General features: G+C 71.0%; 16 protein-coding genes. 8 read left to right on the top strand and 8 right to left on the bottom strand.

Annotated elements, in window-relative coordinates:
- The first annotated feature begins 6 nt into the window (after nucleotides 1-6).
- Nucleotides 7-801 carry an ABC-2 family transporter protein gene (locus JYJ93_RS10690; protein WP_206800229.1) on the top strand — a complete coding sequence of 265 codons (795 nt, stop codon included), beginning with the start codon at nucleotides 7-9 and terminating at the stop codon, nucleotides 799-801.
- Nucleotide 802: 1 nt separating this feature from the next.
- On the opposite strand, the gene JYJ93_RS10695 is transcribed toward JYJ93_RS10690, so the two are convergent.
- Entirely contained in the window at nucleotides 803-1,714 is a 912-nt protein-coding gene (locus tag JYJ93_RS10695; RefSeq protein WP_206789028.1) for an MBL fold metallo-hydrolase, read from the bottom strand.
- 137 nt (nucleotides 1,715-1,851) lie between these two features.
- Between JYJ93_RS10695 and JYJ93_RS10700 the strand changes: the two genes are divergently transcribed.
- Complete coding sequence (locus JYJ93_RS10700) at nucleotides 1,852-4,026, top strand: kelch repeat-containing protein (RefSeq protein ID WP_242543757.1); 2,175 nt, start codon at nucleotides 1,852-1,854, stop codon at nucleotides 4,024-4,026.
- A 54-nt stretch (nucleotides 4,027-4,080) separates the two neighbouring features.
- Here the strand turns inward: JYJ93_RS10700 and JYJ93_RS10705 are convergent, their stop codons facing one another.
- Nucleotides 4,081-4,986 (bottom strand): helix-hairpin-helix domain-containing protein, encoded by a 906-nt coding sequence (locus JYJ93_RS10705; RefSeq protein WP_206789030.1) that lies wholly within the window; start codon nucleotides 4,984-4,986, stop codon nucleotides 4,081-4,083.
- Nucleotides 4,987-5,139: 153 nt separating this feature from the next.
- On the opposite strand from JYJ93_RS10705, the gene JYJ93_RS10710 reads away from it, so the two are divergent.
- A complete protein-coding gene (locus tag JYJ93_RS10710; RefSeq protein ID WP_206789032.1) occupies nucleotides 5,140-6,249 on the top strand; it encodes a hypothetical protein in 1,110 nt (369 codons plus the stop codon).
- 4 nt (nucleotides 6,250-6,253) lie between these two features.
- Here the strand turns inward: JYJ93_RS10710 and JYJ93_RS10715 are convergent, their stop codons facing one another.
- Nucleotides 6,254-6,652 (bottom strand): RidA family protein, encoded by a 399-nt coding sequence (locus JYJ93_RS10715; protein WP_206789034.1) that lies wholly within the window; start codon nucleotides 6,650-6,652, stop codon nucleotides 6,254-6,256.
- A gap of 122 nt (nucleotides 6,653-6,774) precedes the next feature.
- Between JYJ93_RS10715 and JYJ93_RS10720 the strand changes: the two genes are divergently transcribed.
- The gene (locus tag JYJ93_RS10720) at nucleotides 6,775-8,403 is read left to right on the top strand and encodes a peptide chain release factor 3 (RefSeq protein ID WP_206789036.1); all 1,629 of its coding nucleotides are present in this window, start codon (nucleotides 6,775-6,777) and stop codon (nucleotides 8,401-8,403) included.
- 7 nt (nucleotides 8,404-8,410) lie between these two features.
- Here JYJ93_RS10720 and JYJ93_RS10725 read toward each other — a convergent pair whose 3' ends face one another.
- A complete protein-coding gene (locus JYJ93_RS10725) occupies nucleotides 8,411-8,953 on the bottom strand; it encodes a hypothetical protein (RefSeq protein ID WP_014399318.1) in 543 nt (180 codons plus the stop codon).
- A 44-nt stretch (nucleotides 8,954-8,997) separates the two neighbouring features.
- Here JYJ93_RS10725 and JYJ93_RS10730 point away from each other — a divergent pair, with 44 nt between their 5' ends.
- Nucleotides 8,998-10,503, top strand: coding sequence for a carboxypeptidase M32 (locus JYJ93_RS10730; protein WP_206789038.1), 1,506 nt, complete (start codon nucleotides 8,998-9,000; stop codon nucleotides 10,501-10,503).
- Nucleotides 10,504-10,513: 10 nt separating this feature from the next.
- Here JYJ93_RS10730 and JYJ93_RS10735 read toward each other — a convergent pair whose 3' ends face one another.
- Both JYJ93_RS10735 and JYJ93_RS10740 read right to left on the bottom strand, forming a co-directional pair.
- The gene (locus JYJ93_RS10735; RefSeq protein WP_242543758.1) at nucleotides 10,514-10,780 is read right to left on the bottom strand and encodes a hypothetical protein; all 267 of its coding nucleotides are present in this window, start codon (nucleotides 10,778-10,780) and stop codon (nucleotides 10,514-10,516) included.
- Nucleotides 10,781-11,062: 282 nt separating this feature from the next.
- On the bottom strand, nucleotides 11,063-12,232 hold the full coding sequence (locus JYJ93_RS10740) for a ribonuclease D (protein ID WP_206789047.1): 1,170 nt from the start codon (nucleotides 12,230-12,232) through the stop codon (nucleotides 11,063-11,065).
- 65 nt (nucleotides 12,233-12,297) lie between these two features.
- Here JYJ93_RS10740 and ttcA point away from each other — a divergent pair, with 65 nt between their 5' ends.
- The 3 genes from ttcA to JYJ93_RS10755 are packed head-to-tail and all read left to right on the top strand — an operon-like array spanning nucleotide 12,298 to nucleotide 14,795.
- Nucleotides 12,298-13,155: a tRNA 2-thiocytidine(32) synthetase TtcA gene (gene ttcA, locus JYJ93_RS10745; protein ID WP_206789057.1), complete on the top strand. Its 858-nt coding sequence runs from the start codon at nucleotides 12,298-12,300 to the stop codon at nucleotides 13,153-13,155.
- Nucleotides 13,134-13,958 carry a tellurite resistance TerB family protein gene (locus JYJ93_RS10750; RefSeq protein ID WP_206789066.1) on the top strand — a complete coding sequence of 275 codons (825 nt, stop codon included), beginning with the start codon at nucleotides 13,134-13,136 and terminating at the stop codon, nucleotides 13,956-13,958. Before ttcA ends, JYJ93_RS10750 begins: the two co-directional genes overlap by 22 nt.
- 12 nt (nucleotides 13,959-13,970) lie before the next feature.
- Nucleotides 13,971-14,795 carry a phosphate/phosphite/phosphonate ABC transporter substrate-binding protein gene (locus JYJ93_RS10755; RefSeq protein ID WP_206789068.1) on the top strand — a complete coding sequence of 275 codons (825 nt, stop codon included), beginning with the start codon at nucleotides 13,971-13,973 and terminating at the stop codon, nucleotides 14,793-14,795.
- 67 nt (nucleotides 14,796-14,862) lie between these two features.
- On the opposite strand, the gene JYJ93_RS40560 is transcribed toward JYJ93_RS10755, so the two are convergent.
- Nucleotides 14,863-16,533, bottom strand: coding sequence for a protein kinase (locus JYJ93_RS40560; RefSeq protein ID WP_330166754.1), 1,671 nt, complete (start codon nucleotides 16,531-16,533; stop codon nucleotides 14,863-14,865).
- Between the two features lie 123 nt (nucleotides 16,534-16,656).
- Nucleotides 16,657-19,653 (bottom strand): choice-of-anchor D domain-containing protein, encoded by a 2,997-nt coding sequence (locus JYJ93_RS10765; protein WP_206789070.1) that lies wholly within the window; start codon nucleotides 19,651-19,653, stop codon nucleotides 16,657-16,659.
- Between the last annotated feature and the right edge of the window lie 72 nt (nucleotides 19,654-19,725).

Here is a 19,725-nt window from a genome sequence, read left to right on the forward strand (position 1 = left end):
GCGGTGGTGAACGCGAAGCGCTACCTGCGCCTGTTGGGCGTGCAGCTGAAGGCCTCCGGCCTGCTGGCGTTGCAGTACCGCGCGGACTTCCTGGCGGAGGGGCTGACGTCACTGGCGTGGACGTTCACCGCGCTGGCGCCGCTGTTCGTCGTCTTCGGCGCGCGGCCCAGCATCGAGGGCTGGACGTTCCAGGAGGCCCTGCTGGTGGTGGGCTGGTTCACGCTCTTGCAGGGCGTGCTGGAGGGCGCCATCAGCCCCAGCCTCACGGGCATGGTGGAGCACATCCGCAAGGGCACGCTGGACTTCGTGCTGCTCAAGCCCGCGGACGCGCAGTTCCTGGTGTCCACGCAGCGCTTCCTGCCGTGGAGGGCGGTGAACGTGCTGTCCGGCGTGGGGCTGTTCGTCTACGCGTTCGTGTCGCTGGGGCGCTGGCCGTCGCTGCCGGGTGTGTTCGCGTCGCTGGTGTTGCTCGGGACGAGCATGCTCATCCTCTATTCGATGTGGATCCTCGTGGTGAGCGCGGCCTTCTTCGTGGTGAAGGTGGACAACCTCACGTACCTGTTCACGTCCATCTTCGACGCGGCCCGCTGGCCGTCCTCGGTGTTCCGGGGCTCGCTGGCGTGGGTGTTCACCTTCATCATCCCGCTGGCGCTGATGACCACCTTCCCGGCGCTTGCGCTGCTGGGCCGGCTGCCGTGGACCTGGCTCGTGGGCGCGGTGGTGGGCTCGGTGGCGTTCGCCGCGGTGGCGCGGTGGGTGTGGCGGATGTCCATCCGCCACTACACGTCCGCGAGCAGCTGACTCACGGCCGGCGTGCCTGCCGGGCCCACTCCGCGCGCACCACGTGGGGCAGGAGCTTCGCGTGGGCATGGCCGGGGTAGCGCTCCTTCAGCTTCGCCTCCACCGCCGCGAGCGGATCCGCGCTGGGGTGCTCCGAGTTCCGTTCACGGGTCACCTCCTCGCGCACGGCCTGGACGTAGGCGGTCTGTGCGTCCAGCAGCTCCGGACCGCCGGGCAGGCCGCGCCCCGGGTGGATCCACTTCGACTTCAACGCGCGCAGCTCCTCCAGGCGCTGGAGCCACTCGGTGGTGTCGCCGCCTTCGAACCAGGTGTGCGTGTCCCGCGCGACGAGGTCGCCGGTGAAGAGGTGGCCCTCCCATTCCACGACGACATGGGCCGCGCTGGAGCCCGCGCCCAGGACATGGGCCTTCAGCGTGACACCCGCCGCGCTCAGCTCGCGAGTGCTGTCACCGAAGCTGTCCGCCAGCGCGAGCTCCCGGGGGTAGCGGCCGTTCCAGTACTGCTTGAAGAGCGAGGGCGCCCACTTCTCGTGGACCGCGGGGATGCGCTCGCGCACCGGGCCGGAGGTGACGACCGGGACTCCCAGCTCCTTGAGGAGGGCCGTGCCGCTGAAGCTCTCCGGGTTCGGGTGGAGCACGATGGCGAGCTTCGGCTCCTTGCCGGTGACGTCCTTCGCGAACACCAGCTCCTTGCGCAGCGCGGAGGGCAGCAATTGCGTGTCGATGAGGACCAGGCCCTCCGGACCTTCAATCCAGTACGACGCGGTCTGAAGTGACCACTGGGAGGAGATGTATTCGCCGACCCGGAGGTCGCCCTGCTCCTGGAGGGAACGGGAGCGGTAGTGGGTCTCGACGATAGGCTGGGTCGCGCCGCAACCCCACAGGACGGACGCCAGCGCGGCCGCGAGAATCATTCTCATGAATCCCGATGATACGCGCCGGTGCTGGTTGATAGGAATTCCGCTGTTGTCTTTCCTTCGTCTGGGTTAAGGGGCCGCCCCCCGTGCGGCGAAAGCCGCGTCCCCCCATGAAGTGAAGGACTTCCCCCTCGATGACTCGTATCCGTTTTCACGGCCTGCTGGCCGCGCTCGCGCTTGCGTGCGTGACAGCCTGTGCCCCCGAAGCACCGTCTTTCATTGACGCCCCCTCCACCTCCACCTCGCGCCTGGACACGTCCTCGTGGGGCAGCGCCGGCACCATGGCCTCCGTGCGCGTGGACGCCACGGCCACGCTGCTGCGCAGTGGTTACGTGCTCGTCGCGGGCGGAGGCACGTCCGCCGCGGAGCTTCATGATCCGCGCACCGGCCGCTGGTTCTCGCTGGGCGCCATGGCCACGAGCCGCCAGCGCCACACGGCCACGCTGCTGGCCTCCGGCAAGGTGCTGGTGGTGGGCGGAGGCACCTCCGTGCTGGCCTCGGCGGGCGCGGAGCTCTTCGACCCGGAGACCAACAGCTGGTCCGCCGCGACGGGGCTGGACCTGCCCCGCACGCAGCACACCGCGACGCTGCTCCCCGACGGCCGGGTGCTGGTGACGGGCGGTGACAGCGGCTTTGGCAACGCGCTGTCCAGCGCGATGCTCTACTCCCCCGCGACCCACTCCTGGTCCGTCACGGGCCCGATGAGCGCGGCCCGGCTGGGCCATGCGGCGACGCTGCTGCCGGATGGGCAGGTGCTGGTGACGGGCGGCCGGGACAGCGCCAACGGGAACGTGCTCGCGACGGCGGAGCGCTATGACCCAGTGACGGGCGCATGGACGGCGGTGGGCAGCATGGTCACGCAGCGCATGGGGCACACGGCGACGCTGCTCACCTCCGGGCAGGTGCTGGTGGCGGGCGGCTTCGCGGGCAGCCTGGCCACGAACACGTCCGAGTTGTTCGACCCGGGCACCGGCACCTGGACGTCCCAGGGCGCGCTGCCGTCCCAGTCCGTCTTCCACACCGCGACGCTGCTCACCTCCGGGCAGGTGCTGGTGGCGGGCGGCTCCACGGGCGGCCAGCCCTACCTGGACAGCGCCGCGCTCTACACGCCGGCCACCGGCGTCTGGACGGCGACGGCGACGATGTCCTCGCGCCGCATCAGCCACGCCGCCGCGCTGCTCCCGTCGGGCGAGGTCCTCGTGCTGGGCGGCGTGCCCCAGGTGGGGGCGCGCAGTGCGTCCGCGGAGCGCTACCGCCCGTCCAGCCTGCCGTGGAGCCCGGCCACGAGCCTGGGCTCCGCGCGCTCGCAGCTCAGCGCCACGCGGCTGAACACGGGCGACGTGCTGGTGGCGGGCGGGGCGTCCTCGTCGGGCGCCGCGCTCGTGAGCGCCGTGCTGTACAACGAGGCGACGAACAGCTGGCAGGACACCGGCTCGCTGGGCACCGCGCGCTTCCTGCACTCCGCCACGCCCCTGAATGACGGCCGCGTGCTGGTGAGCGGCGGGCAGCGGGATGCCTCCACCTGGCTGTCCGCCACGGAGGTGTACGCGCCCGCCACGGGGACGTGGACGCCGGTGGGAAACCTGGGGACGGGACGGGCCCGTCACACCGCGACGCTGCTACCGGGCTCCGGTCAGGTGCTGGTGGCGGGCGGAGCTTCGGGCGCGAACACCTCCTCCACGCTCGCCAGCGCGGAGCTGTTCAATCCGGCCACGGGCACCTGGAGCCCCACGGGCGCCATGGGACACACGCGCACGTACCACGCGGCCGTGCCGCTTCCTTCGGGCGAGGTGCTGGTGATGGGCGGCAGCTCCACCGGGGCGGACGCCATCACCGCGAGCGCGGAGCTGTTCAACCCGGTCACGGGCACGTGGCGGAACACGGCGTCCATGGCGGTGGCGCGCTATGGCCACATCGCGGTGCCGCTGGGCAATGGCAGCCAGGTGCTGGTGGCGGGCGGCTGGGGCGTGGATGGACCGCTGCGCTCGGCGGAGCTGTACGACGTGGCGCAAGGCACCTGGAGGACCGTGGCGTCGATGAACGTGCCGCGCTATCTGCCGCACGCCACGGCGCTGTCCGCGGGGCGCGTGCTGGTGGTGACGGGGGAGGGCGGCTCGGGGTTGGGCGTGCTCGACTCGGCGGAGGTGTATGACGTCGCGATGAACGCGTGGACGCCCGCGGGCACCCTGTCCACGCGCAACACGCACCACGGCCTGGCCCTGCTGCCCTCCGGCCGCGTGCTGGTCGTGGGCGGAAGTGGAAGCGGCGGCGCGCGCGCGGGCGTCGACCTGTACTCACCGGCGCCTTGAGCTGGGGGGCACGGGGCGGGCGCATGCACGGCCTGCCCCGGGTCACGTTGGGAATCAGGCTCCCGCGTGCGGGGCTTCGTGCGCCGCATCCCTGCGCGCGTAGTACGCGAGGCATTCGTCCTCACGCCCGCGCACCACGCGTCTGCCATTGAGCGGGCCGACGTGGGAGGTCACCACGGTGACCTGGCCCTCCACGTCGTCCTGGTCGTAGTAGAGGACCACCCAGTCATCCGTGGCGTTCTGCTGGTGCGCCAGCGCCGTGTTGGAGAACAGCGCGCGGAAGTTCCAGTCGTCCACGTGCTCGCGCATCACCGGCAGCCAGGCCTCGCCGGAGGGATTGAAGCGCTTGGGCGCGATGCGGCGCAGCTCGCCGGCCTCCGCCCTGCGCCGGTAGTCCGCGTCCACGCGCAGCAGCAGCGCCACCGATGGACGCGGCCCGTCCTCACCTCCGTGGGAGCGAGCCCGCTCGCGCTCGCGCCGGTTTCGCCCCAGCCGCGCCGCCAGCACTTCACGCACCTGCTCCGCGCGCCGGGGGCCAAAGCCCTCCACCCGCTCCAGACGCCCGTCGTGCGCGGCCAGCTCCAGCGCCTCCAGCGTGGTGATGTCCAAGGCCTCATGGATGCGCTTCGCCAGCTCCGGGCCAATGCCGGGCACGCTGGCGAGCAGGGACTCGGGGGAGGCTTCGCCCTCCAGCCGTTCGAGCAACCCCACGTGTCCCGTGCGCACCAGCTCCGCGACCGTCGCCGCGATGCTCTTGCCCACGCCGGGCAATGCCTTCAGGCCTGCCTCTCCCTCCGCGGCCAGCACCTGCGCCACGGAGTCCGGCCAGTTCGCGATGGTCGCCGCCGCCTTGCGGTAGGCGCCTATCCGGAAGGGCATCGCGTCCTGCGTCTCCAGCAGGTCCGCCACCCGCTCCAGTGCGTCCGCGATGTCGATGTTGCTCTTCCATTCGACGCCCATGGTCCCTGAAAGGTAGGGGCTCCCCGGGAGGGCGGCCACCCCGCGGGCCGACACCCGCGCACATGCGGGAAAAATTCCCCGCCCCGCAACCGCGCCGTGTCGCCTGGGTTGAAATGGGCAGCAGGTGGTCACGCGAACCTTTCGATTCGGAGAATGACGATGCGCTGGAACAAGACGTTGGCGGTGGGTGCGGCCCTGGTGCTTTCGACGGCGTGCGGCGGGGTGGATGATCAGGAGGCGGTGGAGTCCCTGCCGGACTTCGCGGGCACGTCGCTGGAGATCAACACGGACGCGCTCGCGCAGGACGGCGCCGCGCTCGTGGCCCAGGACCTGATGCAGGTGGAGGCCTCGCTGGACGGGCAGGGCGCCGCGATGCTGGAGGGCGCCCGCATGGAGGTGAAGGCGCTCAACGACACGCTCCGGCAGGCGCTGGTGCCCATCGCGGAGCTGGCGAAGCAGGCCGCCGACGCGCAGCCCGGTGACGTGCTGGTGTACGGCCCCACCGACCGCACCAACGCCACCTTCAAGCTCGCCATCCGCAAAGGCGCGGGCGGGCGCTACCAGTGGAAGCTGGAGGCCCGTCCGCTGAACAGCGCGGACGACGTCGCCTACAAGCTCATCGCCGCGGGCGCGCTCAAGCGCGGGGATGCGGCGCACCGGGGCCGGGGCACGCTGGCCATCTCCCTGGACAACCTCAAGGCGGTGGCCCCGTCCTACGCGGGCCAGGGCAAGCTGATGATGTCGTTCGCCCACTTCGGCAAGGGCAGCAAGTCGCTGGCGTACCGGCTGGCCAACTTCACCCCGAACCCCGCCACGCACGACGCCGTCACCGGCGCCTTCGTGGGCCACAAGATTGAGGTCACCGGCGTCACCCGCGTGCGCGTGCTCGGCCCGTACAACCTGCCCGGCACCGCCACCTCCGCGAAGGAGAAGGTGCTCTCCTCCGTGCGCCACATCCCCGGCACCGGCGGCCGCGTGGACGTGCGCGCCTGGGGCGGCGACATCGCGGCGAACACCTACTACGTGGGCAGCGCCTGCTGGGATGCACAGGAGAAGGAGGTCTACCGCGTCCTCCTGCAGTGCGCGGACTCCGGCTGCACGGAGGTGCCCGGGAGCCGCGTGGGCACCTTCCAGGCCTGCCCCGCGGTGGAGCTGCGCGGCGACGTGACGCCTCCGGAGGGCACCGGCGACGCCGTGACGCCCGAGCCCGGCAACCCCGGCGCCCCGGACGACGTGCCGGGCGACGTCACCGCCGACTTCTAGGCCGTCAGGGCAGGGCGGACGCCACCACCGCGTCCGCTTCGATTTCCACCAGCATCCGCGGGTCGATGAGCGCCTTCACCTCCACCATGGAGGTGGCCGGGCGGATGGCCGCGAACACCTCGCCGTGGGCGCGGCCCACCTCCTCCCAGCGCGAGATGTCGGTGACGTACATGCGCGTGCGCACCACGTCCTCCAGCCGGGCGCCCACCGCCTCCAGCGCGGCGCGGATGTTGGACAGCGCCTGGGCCGCCTGCCGGTACGCGTCCCCTTCACCCACGAGCTGGCCGTCCGCGCCCGTGGCGGTGGTGCCGGACACGGACACGAAGGGGCCCGTGCGCACCGCCCGCGAGTAGCCCACCCGGGGCTCCCAGGGGGTGCCGGTGGCATGGAGGATGCGCTGCATGGCGTGGCTCCGATGTGGGGGCTTGGGGAGGGCTGCCCCGGAGGGCCGGAGCCCGGCCGGACCTCCAGGCGCTGCTTGCACAGCTGCAAGGAACGACCGCCCGTGATAGTTGCCCTCGGATCATGGCCAACGAGCTCGAGAGGGAGGTCGCCCGGCGACGGACCTTCGCCATCATCTCCCACCCCGACGCGGGAAAGACAACCCTGACGGAGAAGCTGCTGCTCTACGGCGGCGCCATCCACCTGGCCGGAAGCGTGAAGGCCAAGCGGGCGCGTCGCCACGCGACCAGCGACTGGATGGAGCTGGAGAAGGAGCGCGGCATCTCCGTTACGTCGTCCGTGCTCCAGTTCAGCTACCGCGACCACGCGGTGAACCTGCTGGACACCCCGGGCCACCAGGACTTCTCCGAGGACACCTACCGCACGCTCTCCGCCGCCGACGCGGCGGTGATGCTCATCGACGCGGCGAAGGGCGTGGAGCCGCAGACGAAGAAGCTCTTCAAGGTGTGCCGCATGCGCGGCATCCCCATCTTCACCTTCGTCAACAAGCTGGACCGCTACGGCCGCGAACCGCTGGAGCTGATGAACGAGTTGGAGCAGGTGCTCGGCATCCGCTCGTACCCCATGAACTGGCCCATCGGCATGGGGCCGGAGTTCCGGGGCGTCTACGACCGGCAGGCTCGCGTGGTGCACGTGTTCTCCGCGGAGGGCTCGCACGGCGAGTCGGAAGTGGCGGAGCGCTCGGTGTCCATCGACTCGGAGGAAATCAAGTCGGTGCTCACCGAGACGGAGCTGGCGAAGCTCCAGGAGGACATCGAGCTCCTCGACATCGGCGGGGACGAGTTCACGCGCGAGAAGTCGGACGCGGGCCAGCTGTCGCCCATGTTCTTCGGCAGCGCGATGACCAACTTCGGCGTGCGGCCCTTCCTGGACGCGTTCCTGGACCTGGCGCCCGCGCCCACGTCGCGCCCCACCACGCAGGGGCCTCGCGAGCCCACGAACCCGAAGTTCGCGGGCTTCGTCTTCAAGATTCAAGCGAACATGGACCCCGCGCACCGCGACCGCATCGCGTTCATGCGCGTGGTGTCCGGCCGCTACGTGAAGGGCATGAACGCCTTCCACTCGCGCCTGGGCAAGGAGGTGCGGCTCGCCAAGCCCAGCCAGTTCCTCGCCGCCGAGCGCACGTCCATTGAAGACGCGTGGCCGGGGGACGTCATCGGCCTGTTCGACCCGGGGCAGTACCGCATCGGCGACTCGCTGGCGGAGGGCTCGCACGACGTGCTCTTCGAGGGCGTGCCGCGCTTCAGCCCGGAGTTCTTCGCGGTGGTGCGCTCCAAGGATCCGCTGCGCCGCAAGCAGATGGAGAAGGGCCTGGAGCAGCTGTCCGAAGAGGGCACGGTGCAGATCTTCCAGCAGCTCGCGATGGGCATGAAGGACCCCATCGTCGGCGTGGTGGGCGCGCTCCAGTTCGAAGTGCTCCAGTACCGCCTGGAGCACGAGTACGGCGCGAAGATCGCCCTGGACCGGCTGCCCTTCAGCCACGCCCGCTGGGTGGTGGGGCAGAACTTCGACCCGAAGTCGTTCGACTGGGAAGGCAACCGCCAGACGGTGCAGGACCGCGACGGGCTGCCCCTGGTGCTCTTCCGCGACGACTGGGCGCTCCAGCACGCCGAGGAGAAGCACCCGGAGCTGAAGTTCCTCTCCGAGGCCCCGCTCCTGCGCCAGTCCGCGTCGGCAGCGACCGGCAGCTAGAAGACGCCTACTTGTGCGGCACCACGGTGCCGCCCCGGAAGGCCGAGTCGCGCAGCACCAGCCCCTCCTTGAAGAGGCGCGCGGCGCGGTTGCCCACGAAGAAGTCCTTCGGGTCACCCCGGCGGAAGGTCTTCTTCACGAACTCCTCCACCTCCATGTAGAGGCGGCGGAACTTGTCCGGGGCCGCGTCGCGGCGGCCCGTCTGGGACGTCACCTCCAGCTCCACCCACATCTTCCCGCTGAGCAGCTCGCCCTCCTCGTTGCGGCGCGAGCGCTCGATGAAGATGACGGGCGAGCGCACCTCGTCGATGCGCCAGAAGCCCTTGTCCGGGCCGCGCTTCACCTTGTCCACCATGGCGGGGCCAATCTCGCTGGCCACCAGGTAGAGGTCCTCCTCCGGCAGGCGCGGGATGTTGTCCGGAGTGGCCCGGAAGGGCACCCAGTCCGGCGGCACGCGCCGGGGGTAGACCTCCAGGACGTGCCGCTCGAGGTGACGGAAGAAGGCGACCTCGTCGTCGGGTGCCATGAAGAATTGGAGGATGTTGGCCATCGCGGGCGTCCTCATACCCTGGAAGCGCGCTAGAAACACAGGCCATGGACTCCTGGCTGCGCGCGCGGATGCATGAGCTGAACGACCTGAACAGCGTCATCAACCTGGCTTCCTGGGACCGGGAGGTCTACCTGCCCTCCAAGGCGGCCTCCGCGCGGGCCCAGCAGCTGGCCACCGTCCAGGCCCTCCACCACGAGCGGCTGGTGGATCCGCGCCTGGGAGAAGCCCTGGCCCGCGCCGGGGAAGGGGGCCCGGACTCCGAGGCCCTCACGCCCGACGAGCGCGCCATGGTGCGCGTCCTCACCCGGGAGCGCGACCGCGCGGTGCGCCTGCCCGCCCGCCTGGTGACCGCGCTGGCGGAGGCGCAGGGCGAGGGCCTCCAGGCCTGGCGCGAGGCGCGCACGACGAAGCGCTTCGAGCGTTTCCAGCCCGCGCTGGCCGCGCTCCTGGCCTTGCGCCGCGAGCAGGCGGACGCGCAGGGCCACGACGGCGAGCGCTACGACGCGCTGCTGGAGGGCTTCGAGCCCGGCATGCGCGTGAAGCGCCTGACGCCGGTGCTCACCGCGCTGCGAGACGCGCTCATCCCCATGGTGGCCGCGCTGGGCGAGCAGAAGCGGGCCTTCCCCGCGTTCCTCTCCGGCCGCACCTACGACACCGGGCAGCAGTGGCAGTTCACGATGCGGCTGCTCAAGGCCGTGGGCTTCGACCTGGAGTCGGGCCGCCAGGACGTGAGCATCCACCCCTTCACCAACAGCGTGCACGCGCAGGACGTGCGCCTCACCACGCGCCTGGACCCCACCTGGCCGCCGGCCGCGCTCTTCGGCACGCTCCACGAGGCGGGCCACGGCCTGTACGAGCAGGGCTTCTCGCAGGAGCACCACCGCACGCCGCTGGCGTCCGTGCCCTCCATGGGCCTGCACGAGTCCCAGTCCCGCCTGTGGGAGAACCTGGTGGGCCGGGGCCGCGCCTTCTGGGTGCCGCACTTCCCCGCGCTGAAGGAGGCCTTCCCGGAGGCGCTGGCGGACGTGGACCTGGACGGCTTCCACGCGGGCATCAACCACGTGGTGCCGTCGCTCATCCGCGTGGAGGCGGATGAAGTCACCTACAACCTGCACATCGCCCTGCGCTACGAGCTGGAGCTGGCGATGCTGCGCGACGAGCTGCCCGTGTCGGAGCTGCCGTCCGCGTGGAACGAGCGCATGCGGCGCTACCTGGGGATGACTCCGCCGGACGACACGCAGGGCGTGCTCCAGGACATCCACTGGGCCTGGGGAGAGCTGGGCTACTTCCCCACGTACTCGCTGGGCAACCTGTACGCGGCCTCGCTGTACGCCGCCGCGAACCGGGCGCTGCCGTCGCTGGAGGCGGACCTCGCCAGCGGCGACACGTCGTCACTCCTGGGGTGGCTGCGCACGAACCTGCACTCCCACGGCTTCCGGCTGCCCGCGGAGGAGCGCGTGCGCGCCATCACCGGCGAGGGGCTCACGGACCGGGACTTCCTCCAGTACCTGCGCGCGAAGTACGGCGCGCTGTACGGCATCAAGCTCTAGAGACCTCTCGCTAGGCCGCGAACACCAGCGGGCGGCACGCGCGCGCCAGGTGCAGCGCGTCCCTCGCGAGCGCGTGCGCGTCCGGGTCCTGCGCCTCCAGCCACGCGGCGCGGGCCACCTGGCTGCCCAGCTCGAAGCACAGGCTGGCGGTGCGGCGCGACAGGCGGCTCTCCTTCTGGAGCGCGCGCACGTTGAGCTCGCACAGCTCCGCGCACTGGCGCAGCAGCCGCACCGCGTCGTCATCCGCCGCGATTCCCTGGGCCGTCAGGCGTGCCATGCCGGCCTCACAGGCCGACTGACACTTCAGGCTCGCGGCGATGCACCGGGAGACCTCTGTCCGCGCCCCGCCTGTCCTGGCTCCCAGCATGACCACGCCCTCCCTTTGTGCGGCGTCAAAGGTACGCACGCACGCGGTTCTCGCAACCGGCACCGGAGCCGCAGATGGGGCTTCAACATCTGCGTTCCAGGGCCATGGACAGCGAGCCGGCAAGGGATGCACAAGCCCCGCGAGCGATTCAGCCGGATCGTACAGCACTTGCCTCTTCGTCGCGGGCGAACGTCAGCTGCCGGGCAACGGAAAGGGCTTGAGCAGCGCGACCAGCTTGTCGCCGTACAGCTTGATCCGCTTTTCCCCGAGGTACGGCAGCTGGGAGAGCTCCGCCACGTCCGCGGGCGGCTTCGACGCGAGCGCGTCCATGAGCGGGTTGGTGAGCACCACGCTGGGCGTCACCTTGCGCAGCGTGGCCTGCTCGACACGGAAGGCCTTGAGCGCGTCCTCGCGCTTGCGCCGGTGGGGGTCGCGCGGACCCTTGGGTTCCTTGTCCAGGTCCAGCTCGCCCCGGGTGGCCTTCTGCTGCTGCTCGCGGATGAGGGCGAGGATGGCGTCGCCGTGCGCGCGCACCACCGCGCCCCGCACGCCGGCCGCGCGCGCCAGGTCCTTGTGCGTGTCCGGCTGCTTCAGCGCCAGGTCGGTGATGGCCATGTTGGACAGCATCCGGCCCATGGGCACGTTGTCCTTCTCCGCCCACTCCAGCCGCAGCTTGTGCAGCCCCTGCGCGATGGCGTGCGCGAGCGCGTACTGCGCCGTGGAGAGGCCGCTCTTGGACAGCTTGGGCTTGTACTCGGCGCCCACCTCCGGCCGGGCCTCGGCCTCCGCGCACATGCGCTCGCAGTCCAGCAGCACCTCCTCCAGGATGTCCGCCTCGCGGCATGCGTCGCGCACCTGGCGGCCCAGCTCGCAGAGGTAGCGCACGTCGTTGGCGATGTAGTCGCGCATGCCCGGGGGCAGGGGACGCAAGGAGAAGTCGGACTGCTGGTGCTCCTTCGGCAGCTCGACACCCAGCCGCTCGCGCGCCAGGTCCGCCAGGCCCACCTTGGGCCACCCCAGGAGCGTCACCGCGCGGTGCGTGTCGAAGAGGCCGCGCACGCGCACGCCCGCCTCCGCCAGGAACTGCAGGTCGCCCTGGGCGGCGTGGAAGTACTTGGTGCGCCCGGGGTCCTCCATCATGGGGCAGAGCAGGCGCGGATCCACGCCCGGCTGGAGCGTGTCGAAGAGGAAGATGTCCGTGTCGGTGCCCAACTGGAGGAAGCACAGGCGGGCGCGGAAGGCGTGCATGGCGTCCGCCTCCAGGTCCACCGCCACTTCCGGCGCGGCCTCCAGCACCCGCGTGGCGGCTTCCTCGCCCGCGCGGTCCACCACATCCAAGGCACCCTGAGGGAAGGTCGGCATCGCGGGGAGCAGGCTAGCGGACCGGCCCGCCCCTTTGACGTGTTTTTTCCCGAACCGCCGCTAGGATGGCCCCGCCGATGAACGACGCCCAACGTCTTGAAAAAAGCCTGCTTGGCCACATGGGCCGGGCCATCGCGGACTTCCGCCTCATCGAGGCCGGAGACCGCATCATGGTGGGCGTGTCGGGAGGCAAGGACTCCTACACGATGCTCCACCTGCTGCGCGAGCTGCAGCGGCGGGCCCCCGTGAAGTTCGACTTGCTGGCCGTGAACCTGGACCAGGGCCACCCCGGCTTCCCCGGCCACATCCTGGAGGGCTACTTCCAGAAGGAAGGCTACGCCTACAAGATGCTGAAGGAGGACACCTACAGCATCGTCCTGGAGAAGACCCCGCCCGGGAAGACGCAGTGCTCGGTGTGCTCACGCCTGCGCCGGGGCATCCTCTACAACGCCGCCGTGCACCTGGGCTGCAACAAGATCGCCCTGGGCCACCACCGCGACGACCTCATCCACACGATGCTCCTGAACATGTTCTTCGCCGGGAGCCTCAAGGCGATGCCGCCGCTCCTGAAGAGCGACGACGGCCGCAACGTGGTCATCCGGCCGCTGTGCTACGCGCCGGAGAAGGAGATCATCCAGTTCGCGCAAGAGAAGCAGTTCCCCATCATCCCCTGCGACCTGTGCGGGTCGCAGGAGAACCTGCAGCGCAAGCGGATGCAGAAGCTGGTGGAGGACCTGGGCAAGGAGATCCCCAACGTCCGCCAGAGCCTGCTCAACGCGATGTCGAACGTGCGGCCCACGCACCTCTTGGACAAGACGCTGAACCCGGACCCGCTCAACGCGACGGAAGACGGGCCCGTGGCCACCCCCCCCACCACCGAGACGCAAGGGAGCGCCAGTCCATGGCTCGAGAGCAGGCAGTAAAGGCGCGCAATGAGCGCAACGCGGCGCTGGTGGAAGCCATGCTGCTGGCCGCGATGGCGGACGGCAGCGTGTCCCAGCGCGAGATGCAGACGCTGCTGGCGCGCGTGCTGGAGCGCCCGGAGTTCGAGGGCACGCAGTCCGGTGAGCTGAACCTGCTGGTGGAGACCAGCGCGGTGCGGCTGGCCGAGGCCCGCAACCTGGAGGAGGTCCTCGCCTCGCTGCGCCGGAGGCTGCCGGACCACAAGAACCGGATGCTGGCCTTCGGCCTGGCGGCGGCGGTGGCGCTGGCGGATCAGCGGGCCACCCGCTCCGAGCTGGGGCTGCTCAAGACGTTCCAGGCGGCGCTGGGCATCTCCGAGGACGAGGTCGCGCAGATCATCGACGTCATCGAGCAGGGCGGCAGCCTGTCCGAGGCGCTGGGCGAGCCCCTGGAGCGGCTGTTCGCGGAGGTGATGGTCCTGGTGCTGGCGGCGGACGGCCAGCTGAAGGAGGCGGAGGCGCGCGCGATGGTGGAGAGCTTCGCGGCGGATCCGCTCTTCCAGAACGTGAGCCCGGAGCGGGCGCAGGGCTTCGTGAGCGAGTCCGTGGCCGCGCTGGCCACGGACGGCCTGCCCCAGCGGCTCCACGTCCTGGCGCACGGGCTGGCCACGCACTCCCAGCGGGTGAAGGCGTACCAACTGGCCACCAAGATCGCCCACGCGTCGGGCCGGACGAGCTCCGCGGAGCAGCGAATCCTGGATCTGCTCCAGGCGACGTTCGGTCTGGCGGACGATGAAGTGGCGCGGTTGGACCAGCAAGGGTAAACCGGGAGTCGTATGACCCCGCACGTCCCCTCCGGTTCGCGGCACTCCTTCCGTTTCGGCCTGCCGCCGTCCCTGGGCAGTGAGACGGCGCGCGAGCGCGCGGAACGGCTCGCGTCCTTCCTGCAGCGCGCGTTGGGCAAGCTGGTGGAGGTGAGCGTCGCCACCAGCTACGAGACGCTGGCCAAGGACCTCCTGTCCGGGCGAGCGGATGCCGCCTGGGCGCCGCCCTTCGTGTGCGCGCGCATGGAGGCCATGGGCGTCCGGGTGCTGGCCCGTGGTGTTCGCCGGGGCATGTCCAGCTACCGCTCCGCGCTGGTGGGGCGGGCGGGCTCCGGGCTGACCCTGGAGAAGCTCAAGGGCGCCACGGCGGCGTGGGTGGACCGCGATTCGGTGGCGGGCTACCTGCTGCCCAGCGCGTTCCTCAAGACGCAGGGGCTGGAGCCGTCGCGCGCGTTCGTGTCGCAGCAGTTCACGGGCTCGTACCAGGGCGCGCTGGAGGCGGTGCTGGAGCGCAGGGCGGACGTGACGAGCGTCTTCTGTCCGCCGGCCTCCACGGGGCTCACGTTCACCACGGGCGTGGAGGACGTGCTGGGGCCGGGCATGGGCGCGAAGTTCGAGCTGCTCGCGTACACGGACGAGGCCCCCAACGACGGCGTGCCGGTGGCCATGGGGCTGCCCGCGCCGCTGGTGGCGGCGCTGGAGACGGCGCTCCTGGGGTTGCCGTCCACGCCGGACGGGCAGGCGCTCATGCGCGACATCTTCAACGCGGACCGCTTCGAAGTGGCCCCGCGCATGGGCTACCGCGCGCTGTACCGCGTGGCCCTGGCGAGCCTGTAACCGGCCGCGCCGCGAGGCCTGTACGCAGGCCCTTCGCCAGGCGCCCTGTCGCGGCGGAGGCTGAGGCCTACTTGTCGGAATCGGGTCCGTTGCCGCGCACGGGACGGCGGGCGGAGGAGACGGAGCCTTCGGTGCGGGCCGTCTTCGCAGGCGCCTTGGTCCCGACGGAGTCCTCCGACGCTCGCACGGCCTTCGCGGCGGAGCGGCTTCCCGTCGCGTCCCCGGTGGCCTTCACGGCCTTCGCCGCGGAACGGCTCGCCGTGGAGCCCTCGGCCGGACGGGATGGCTTCGAGCCCTCCGCGCGCACCGCGCCGAACTGGGCGGTGGAGGACCGGCCGGTCTCCGCGCGCACGGCTTCGTGCTTCGCGGTGGATGCACGACCCGCGTCCTCGCCGCGCACGGCATCGAACTTCCCGGTGGAGGCACGCGCGTCGCCGCGCATGGCCTCGTGCTTCGCGGTGGGACGGCCCGCATCCTCATCGTGCAACGGCCGCGTGTCCGCGAGGCTCACGCCGGTGTTCTCCCGCGTCCTCACGGGCCGGGCCTCCGGGCGGCTCAGGCCCGAGTTCTCCTTCGTGCGCGAGGTCCGCTCCGCGGCGGGGCTCACGGCGGAGTCCTCCGGCGACGCGGCGGCCTTCGTCGACGACTGACTCGTCTCCGGCGCGCGCGGCGGCGTCTTCGCCGGGGCCTGCGCCCTGGCCGCGGACGGCGTCGTCCCGGCGGGGGCCGGGGCCTTCGCGGGCGCGGGGCTGCCCGGCCGGGCCATCAGGCGCGGGTCGAAGTAGATCATCGTCGGCTCGGCCGCGAAGCGCTCCTCCTCCAGCTCGTCCGCGTACACGTCCCGCATGAACGCGGCCAGGTGCGCGCTGGTGCCGGACAGCTTCTCCTGCTGGAGGAACTCCTCCAGCGCCAGCTGCAGCTCGCCCGCGGTGGAGAACCGGTCGTCGCGCTTGCGCGCCAGCGCCTTGAAGACGATGGGGTCCAACGACTTCGGAATCCCGGGCACGGCCTCCGACGGAGGGACGATTTTATGCCCCACGACGGCCTTGAGCGTGGCCATCTCCGTCTCGCGCTTGAACAGGCGGCCGCCCGTCAACAGCTCGTAGAACACCGTCCCCAGGCCGAACACGTCCGAGCGCGCATCCAGCGGCTCTCCCCGCGCCTGCTCCGGGGACATGTACGCGTGCTTGCCCTTGATGGTGCCCACCACCGTCTGCGACAGCTTGCCCTGCGCCTTCGCCACGCCGAAGTCGATGAGCTTCACGCCGCCGTTGAAGCCCACCAGCACGTTCTGCGGCGACACGTCCCGATGGATGAGCGACAGCTTCCGGCCGGACGGGCTGCGCGCGTTGTGAGCCGCGTCCAGGCCCGCCGCCGCCTCCGCGATGATCCGGCACCGCAGGCCCAGGGGAAAGCCGCCCGGGTGCGCCGACGCGCGCGGCACCAGCGAACCCAGCGGCTCGCCGTGCACGTACTCCATCGCGATGTAGTACTGCCCGTCCACGTCCCCCATCTCGTAGATCTGCGCGATGTTGGGGTGGTTGAGCAGCGCCGCGATGCGCGCCTCGTCCAGGAACATCTGAAGGAACTCGTCGTCCTCCGACAGGTGGGGCAACAGCCGCTTCACCACCAGCAGCTTCTGGAAGCCCACCGGCCCCTTCTGCCGTGCAAGGTAGACAGCCCCCATGCCGCCGGTGGCCAGCTTGCGCAGCAATTCATAGCGGCCGAACGTTTCCACTCCGGCCGTGACGATAGCCGCGTCAGCGCGGATCTCAAAAGCCCGGGCTTCCGCAAAAACGCGAACCGGGCCGGCCCCCCTTCAGGGACCGGCCCGGCCGCGCTGCGTCACGAACCCGTCACCCTACGGCGTGGCGGCGCAGACGCTGCGGTAGCGGATCTCCACGGCCTGTCCCGGGGTGGGCACGGAGCCCGCCGCGAAGATGACCGCGTTGCGGCCCGCGTCGTAGGTCCACTGGTCCGCACCCAGGGTGCGGCCGTTCACGCGCACGCTCATCTCCGCGGTGCCGTCCGGCGTCGCGGTGAGGTGGAAGTCCGCCTGCGGCTCACCGGCCTGCTGGATGATGGGGTCCAGGAACCCTCGGTAGTCCCCCTCGCAGATGGAGCCCACGGAGCCGCCCGTGCCCTTCGCGACGGAGGCGAAGCGGTCCGCGCTGTTGCTCGCGGTGGAGCAGGCGCCGTTGGGGATGAGGGCGTGCAGGTTGCTGCGCTGGGACATGCCCGTGCCCTTCAGCGTCTGGAGGAACTGGATGTAGCTGTCGGGCTCGAAGCCGGAGTGGTCGTCCTCGTCCGCCAGCACCACCACCGCCATGCGGGCCGCGGCGCGGGTGAAGCCCAGGTTGCCGTCGTTGGGCTGCGGGGTGCGGACGTCGTCGGCCTGCTCGGACAGCGGGGCGGACAGGCCCTGGCGCATCGTCTCCAGGCCCTGCACCAGGTTGTGGCACAGGCCCACCTCGATGTTGGACTGGATGGTGGCCGCCGCGTTGGCGCTGTTGCCGGACACCACGCGGGCGCGGCTGCCGTCCACCGGGAAGAGCCGGCCGGCCTCACCGCCGTTGGCGCCGCCGCCGCACAGCCCCTGGCGCTGCACCAGGCCCGTGCTGGTGACGCCCACGCGCACGTCCACGTTCAGCTCCTTCGCGCGGGTGAGCCACCCGGGAATCGCGTTGCGCAGGCGCTGCTGGTAGGGCTCCATGGTGGTGGTGTTGGAGACCACGAAGAGCACGTCCAGCTGGCTGTCGGTGCCCTGCGTGAAGCGGTCCACCTGGATGCCCTCGTGGTTGGTCTCCGCCAGCAGCGGGACGAGGAAGCGGTTCGCCTCCGTGTCCATCTTGAAGTACAGCGGGCTGTAGTGCTGGCCCAGCACGTTGCGGGCGTAGTCCACCTCCATCTCGAAGCCCTCGCCGGGCTGGAGCGTGATGGGCGCCGTCACCGGCGTGCGCAGGGAGAACTGCTTGGACGTGCCGTTGCCGATGATGGCGTCCCCCACGGTGAGCGGCTCGCTGCAGCGGTTGGACAGGAACGTCTTGCGCGGCTTGGCCGGGCAGTCGTAGCGGATGGGCCCGAAGTCCACGAAGGACGGCGTGGCCACCAGGCACGACGGGTTGGACACCGCGTGGATGGGCAGCGTCACCGTGGGGTGGGCCGGGTTGTTGACGGTGAGCATCAGCTCGCCGTTGAACTCGCCGCCCGTGGTGGGCGCGCGGAAGGCAATCATGGAGCTGAAGGCCGTGTCGTAGAGCACCACGCCGCCCGTGATGGGGCCGCCCGGCATGCTGAAGACGCCGCCGCCGTCATTGGACAGGTGCACGTTCTTGATGGCGCACTCGGCCCGGCCCGGGTTGCGGAAGTAGAAGCCCAGCACCGCGCCGCGGCCCGGCACCACGTTGGCGAACTCCAGCGACGGCTGCGGCAAGAGCTCGTACACGCAGGGACCGGACGTGCGGGCGCGGCCCGTCAGGGTGATGGCGCGCTCGGGCGTGAACAGGTCGTTGGACTGCACGTAGAGCGTGGCGGTGAAGGTGCCCTCGTTCCGGGGCTCGAAGTAGACCTTCAGCTCCAGCGCGTCGTCGCCCGGTTGAATCTGGAGGCCGTTGGCCTCCAGCGCGGGCCAGGTGCCGCCCTTCCAGGGGTAGTTCTGCGTGCCGCGGGTGGGCGTGGCCACGTCGAACTGCACCGCGTCGCCGTCCGCGCGCACGCCGGTGAAGGTGAGGGGGCCGTTGCTGCCCGCGTTGGTGATGCGGATGACCTGCTCCACCTTGCCGCCCACCGGCAGCTCGCCGAAGTCCAGCGCCACCGGGGCCACGGCCAGCGTGGGCCGGCCACCGCGCGCGTCCAGCATCACGCGCGACTCACGCGCCTTGTCGGACGCGTACGCCACGGTGAGGTTGCCCACGTTGGGGCCGGAGAAGCGCGCGGCGAACTCCATGCGCATCTCCACCACCTCGCCCGGCTGCACCGTGCTGCCCTCCGGCTTGGACAGCGGAGAGAAGGCCCGGTCGCTCGTCGCCAGCGCGGAGATGGTCACCGGGCGCCAGGTGATGTTGCGCGCGCGGGTGAAGGACTCGGTGCGCTCGTGCACCGGAATCTCGTCGAAGGGCACGGGCGCCGGGTCGAACACGAAGGCGCTCGCCACGGAGTTGCCCTTCAGGTCCACCACGGACGGAGTGCACGTCTCGCAGGAGACGACCTCCAGCCGCGCGCCCATCTGCCCCAGCGCGCGGGGCAGGTACTGGGTCTTCACCACCTGCGTGCTGTTGGGCGGCACGGTGATGGTGTCCGCGGTGAACGGATCCGCGTTCTCACCCGCGACCTTCAGCGTCAGCGGCAGGTCCACCGGGTTGGTGACGGTGACCTCCAGCGTGCGGTCGCTGTCCACCTCCAGCGTCTCGTAGTCCAGCACCGGCGGGTTGACGCCGATGCGCGTGGGCGTGCCCAGGCCCTGCACGGGCAACTGCTGCAGGGCGCCCACGTTGGCGTCCGTCGTCACGCGCAGCGTCTCCTCCACCGGCCCTTCGGCCAGCGGGTGGAAGCGCACCTTGACGACGTGCGACTCGCCTGGCGGCACGCGGCCGCCGCCGTCCGTCAACTCCACCTGGTAGGACGGGTTGTTGCCCAGCCCCAACGCCTCCAGCGCGGAGAAGGGCACGTAGCCGACGTTGCGGATGCGCACCTCCTTCTCACGCCACTCGCCCACCGGCACCTCGCCGAAGTCGAGCGCGTCCACGTCCAGCACCGCCGTGGCCTGCACCCCGCGCGTCTGGTCCTCCTCGTGACACGCCATCGTCCCCGCCACCAATGACGCCAGCAGGACGAACCGACCCCTCCACCCCATCACCATTGTCCGCTCCCCACCCTTCCCCACCACACGCACACGGATGCCCGGGACACGTGATCCATCTCGGGCTTCCCC

It is taken from the genome of Corallococcus sp. NCSPR001, assembly GCF_017309135.1.
Taxonomy (GTDB): Bacteria; Myxococcota; Myxococcia; order Myxococcales; family Myxococcaceae; genus Corallococcus.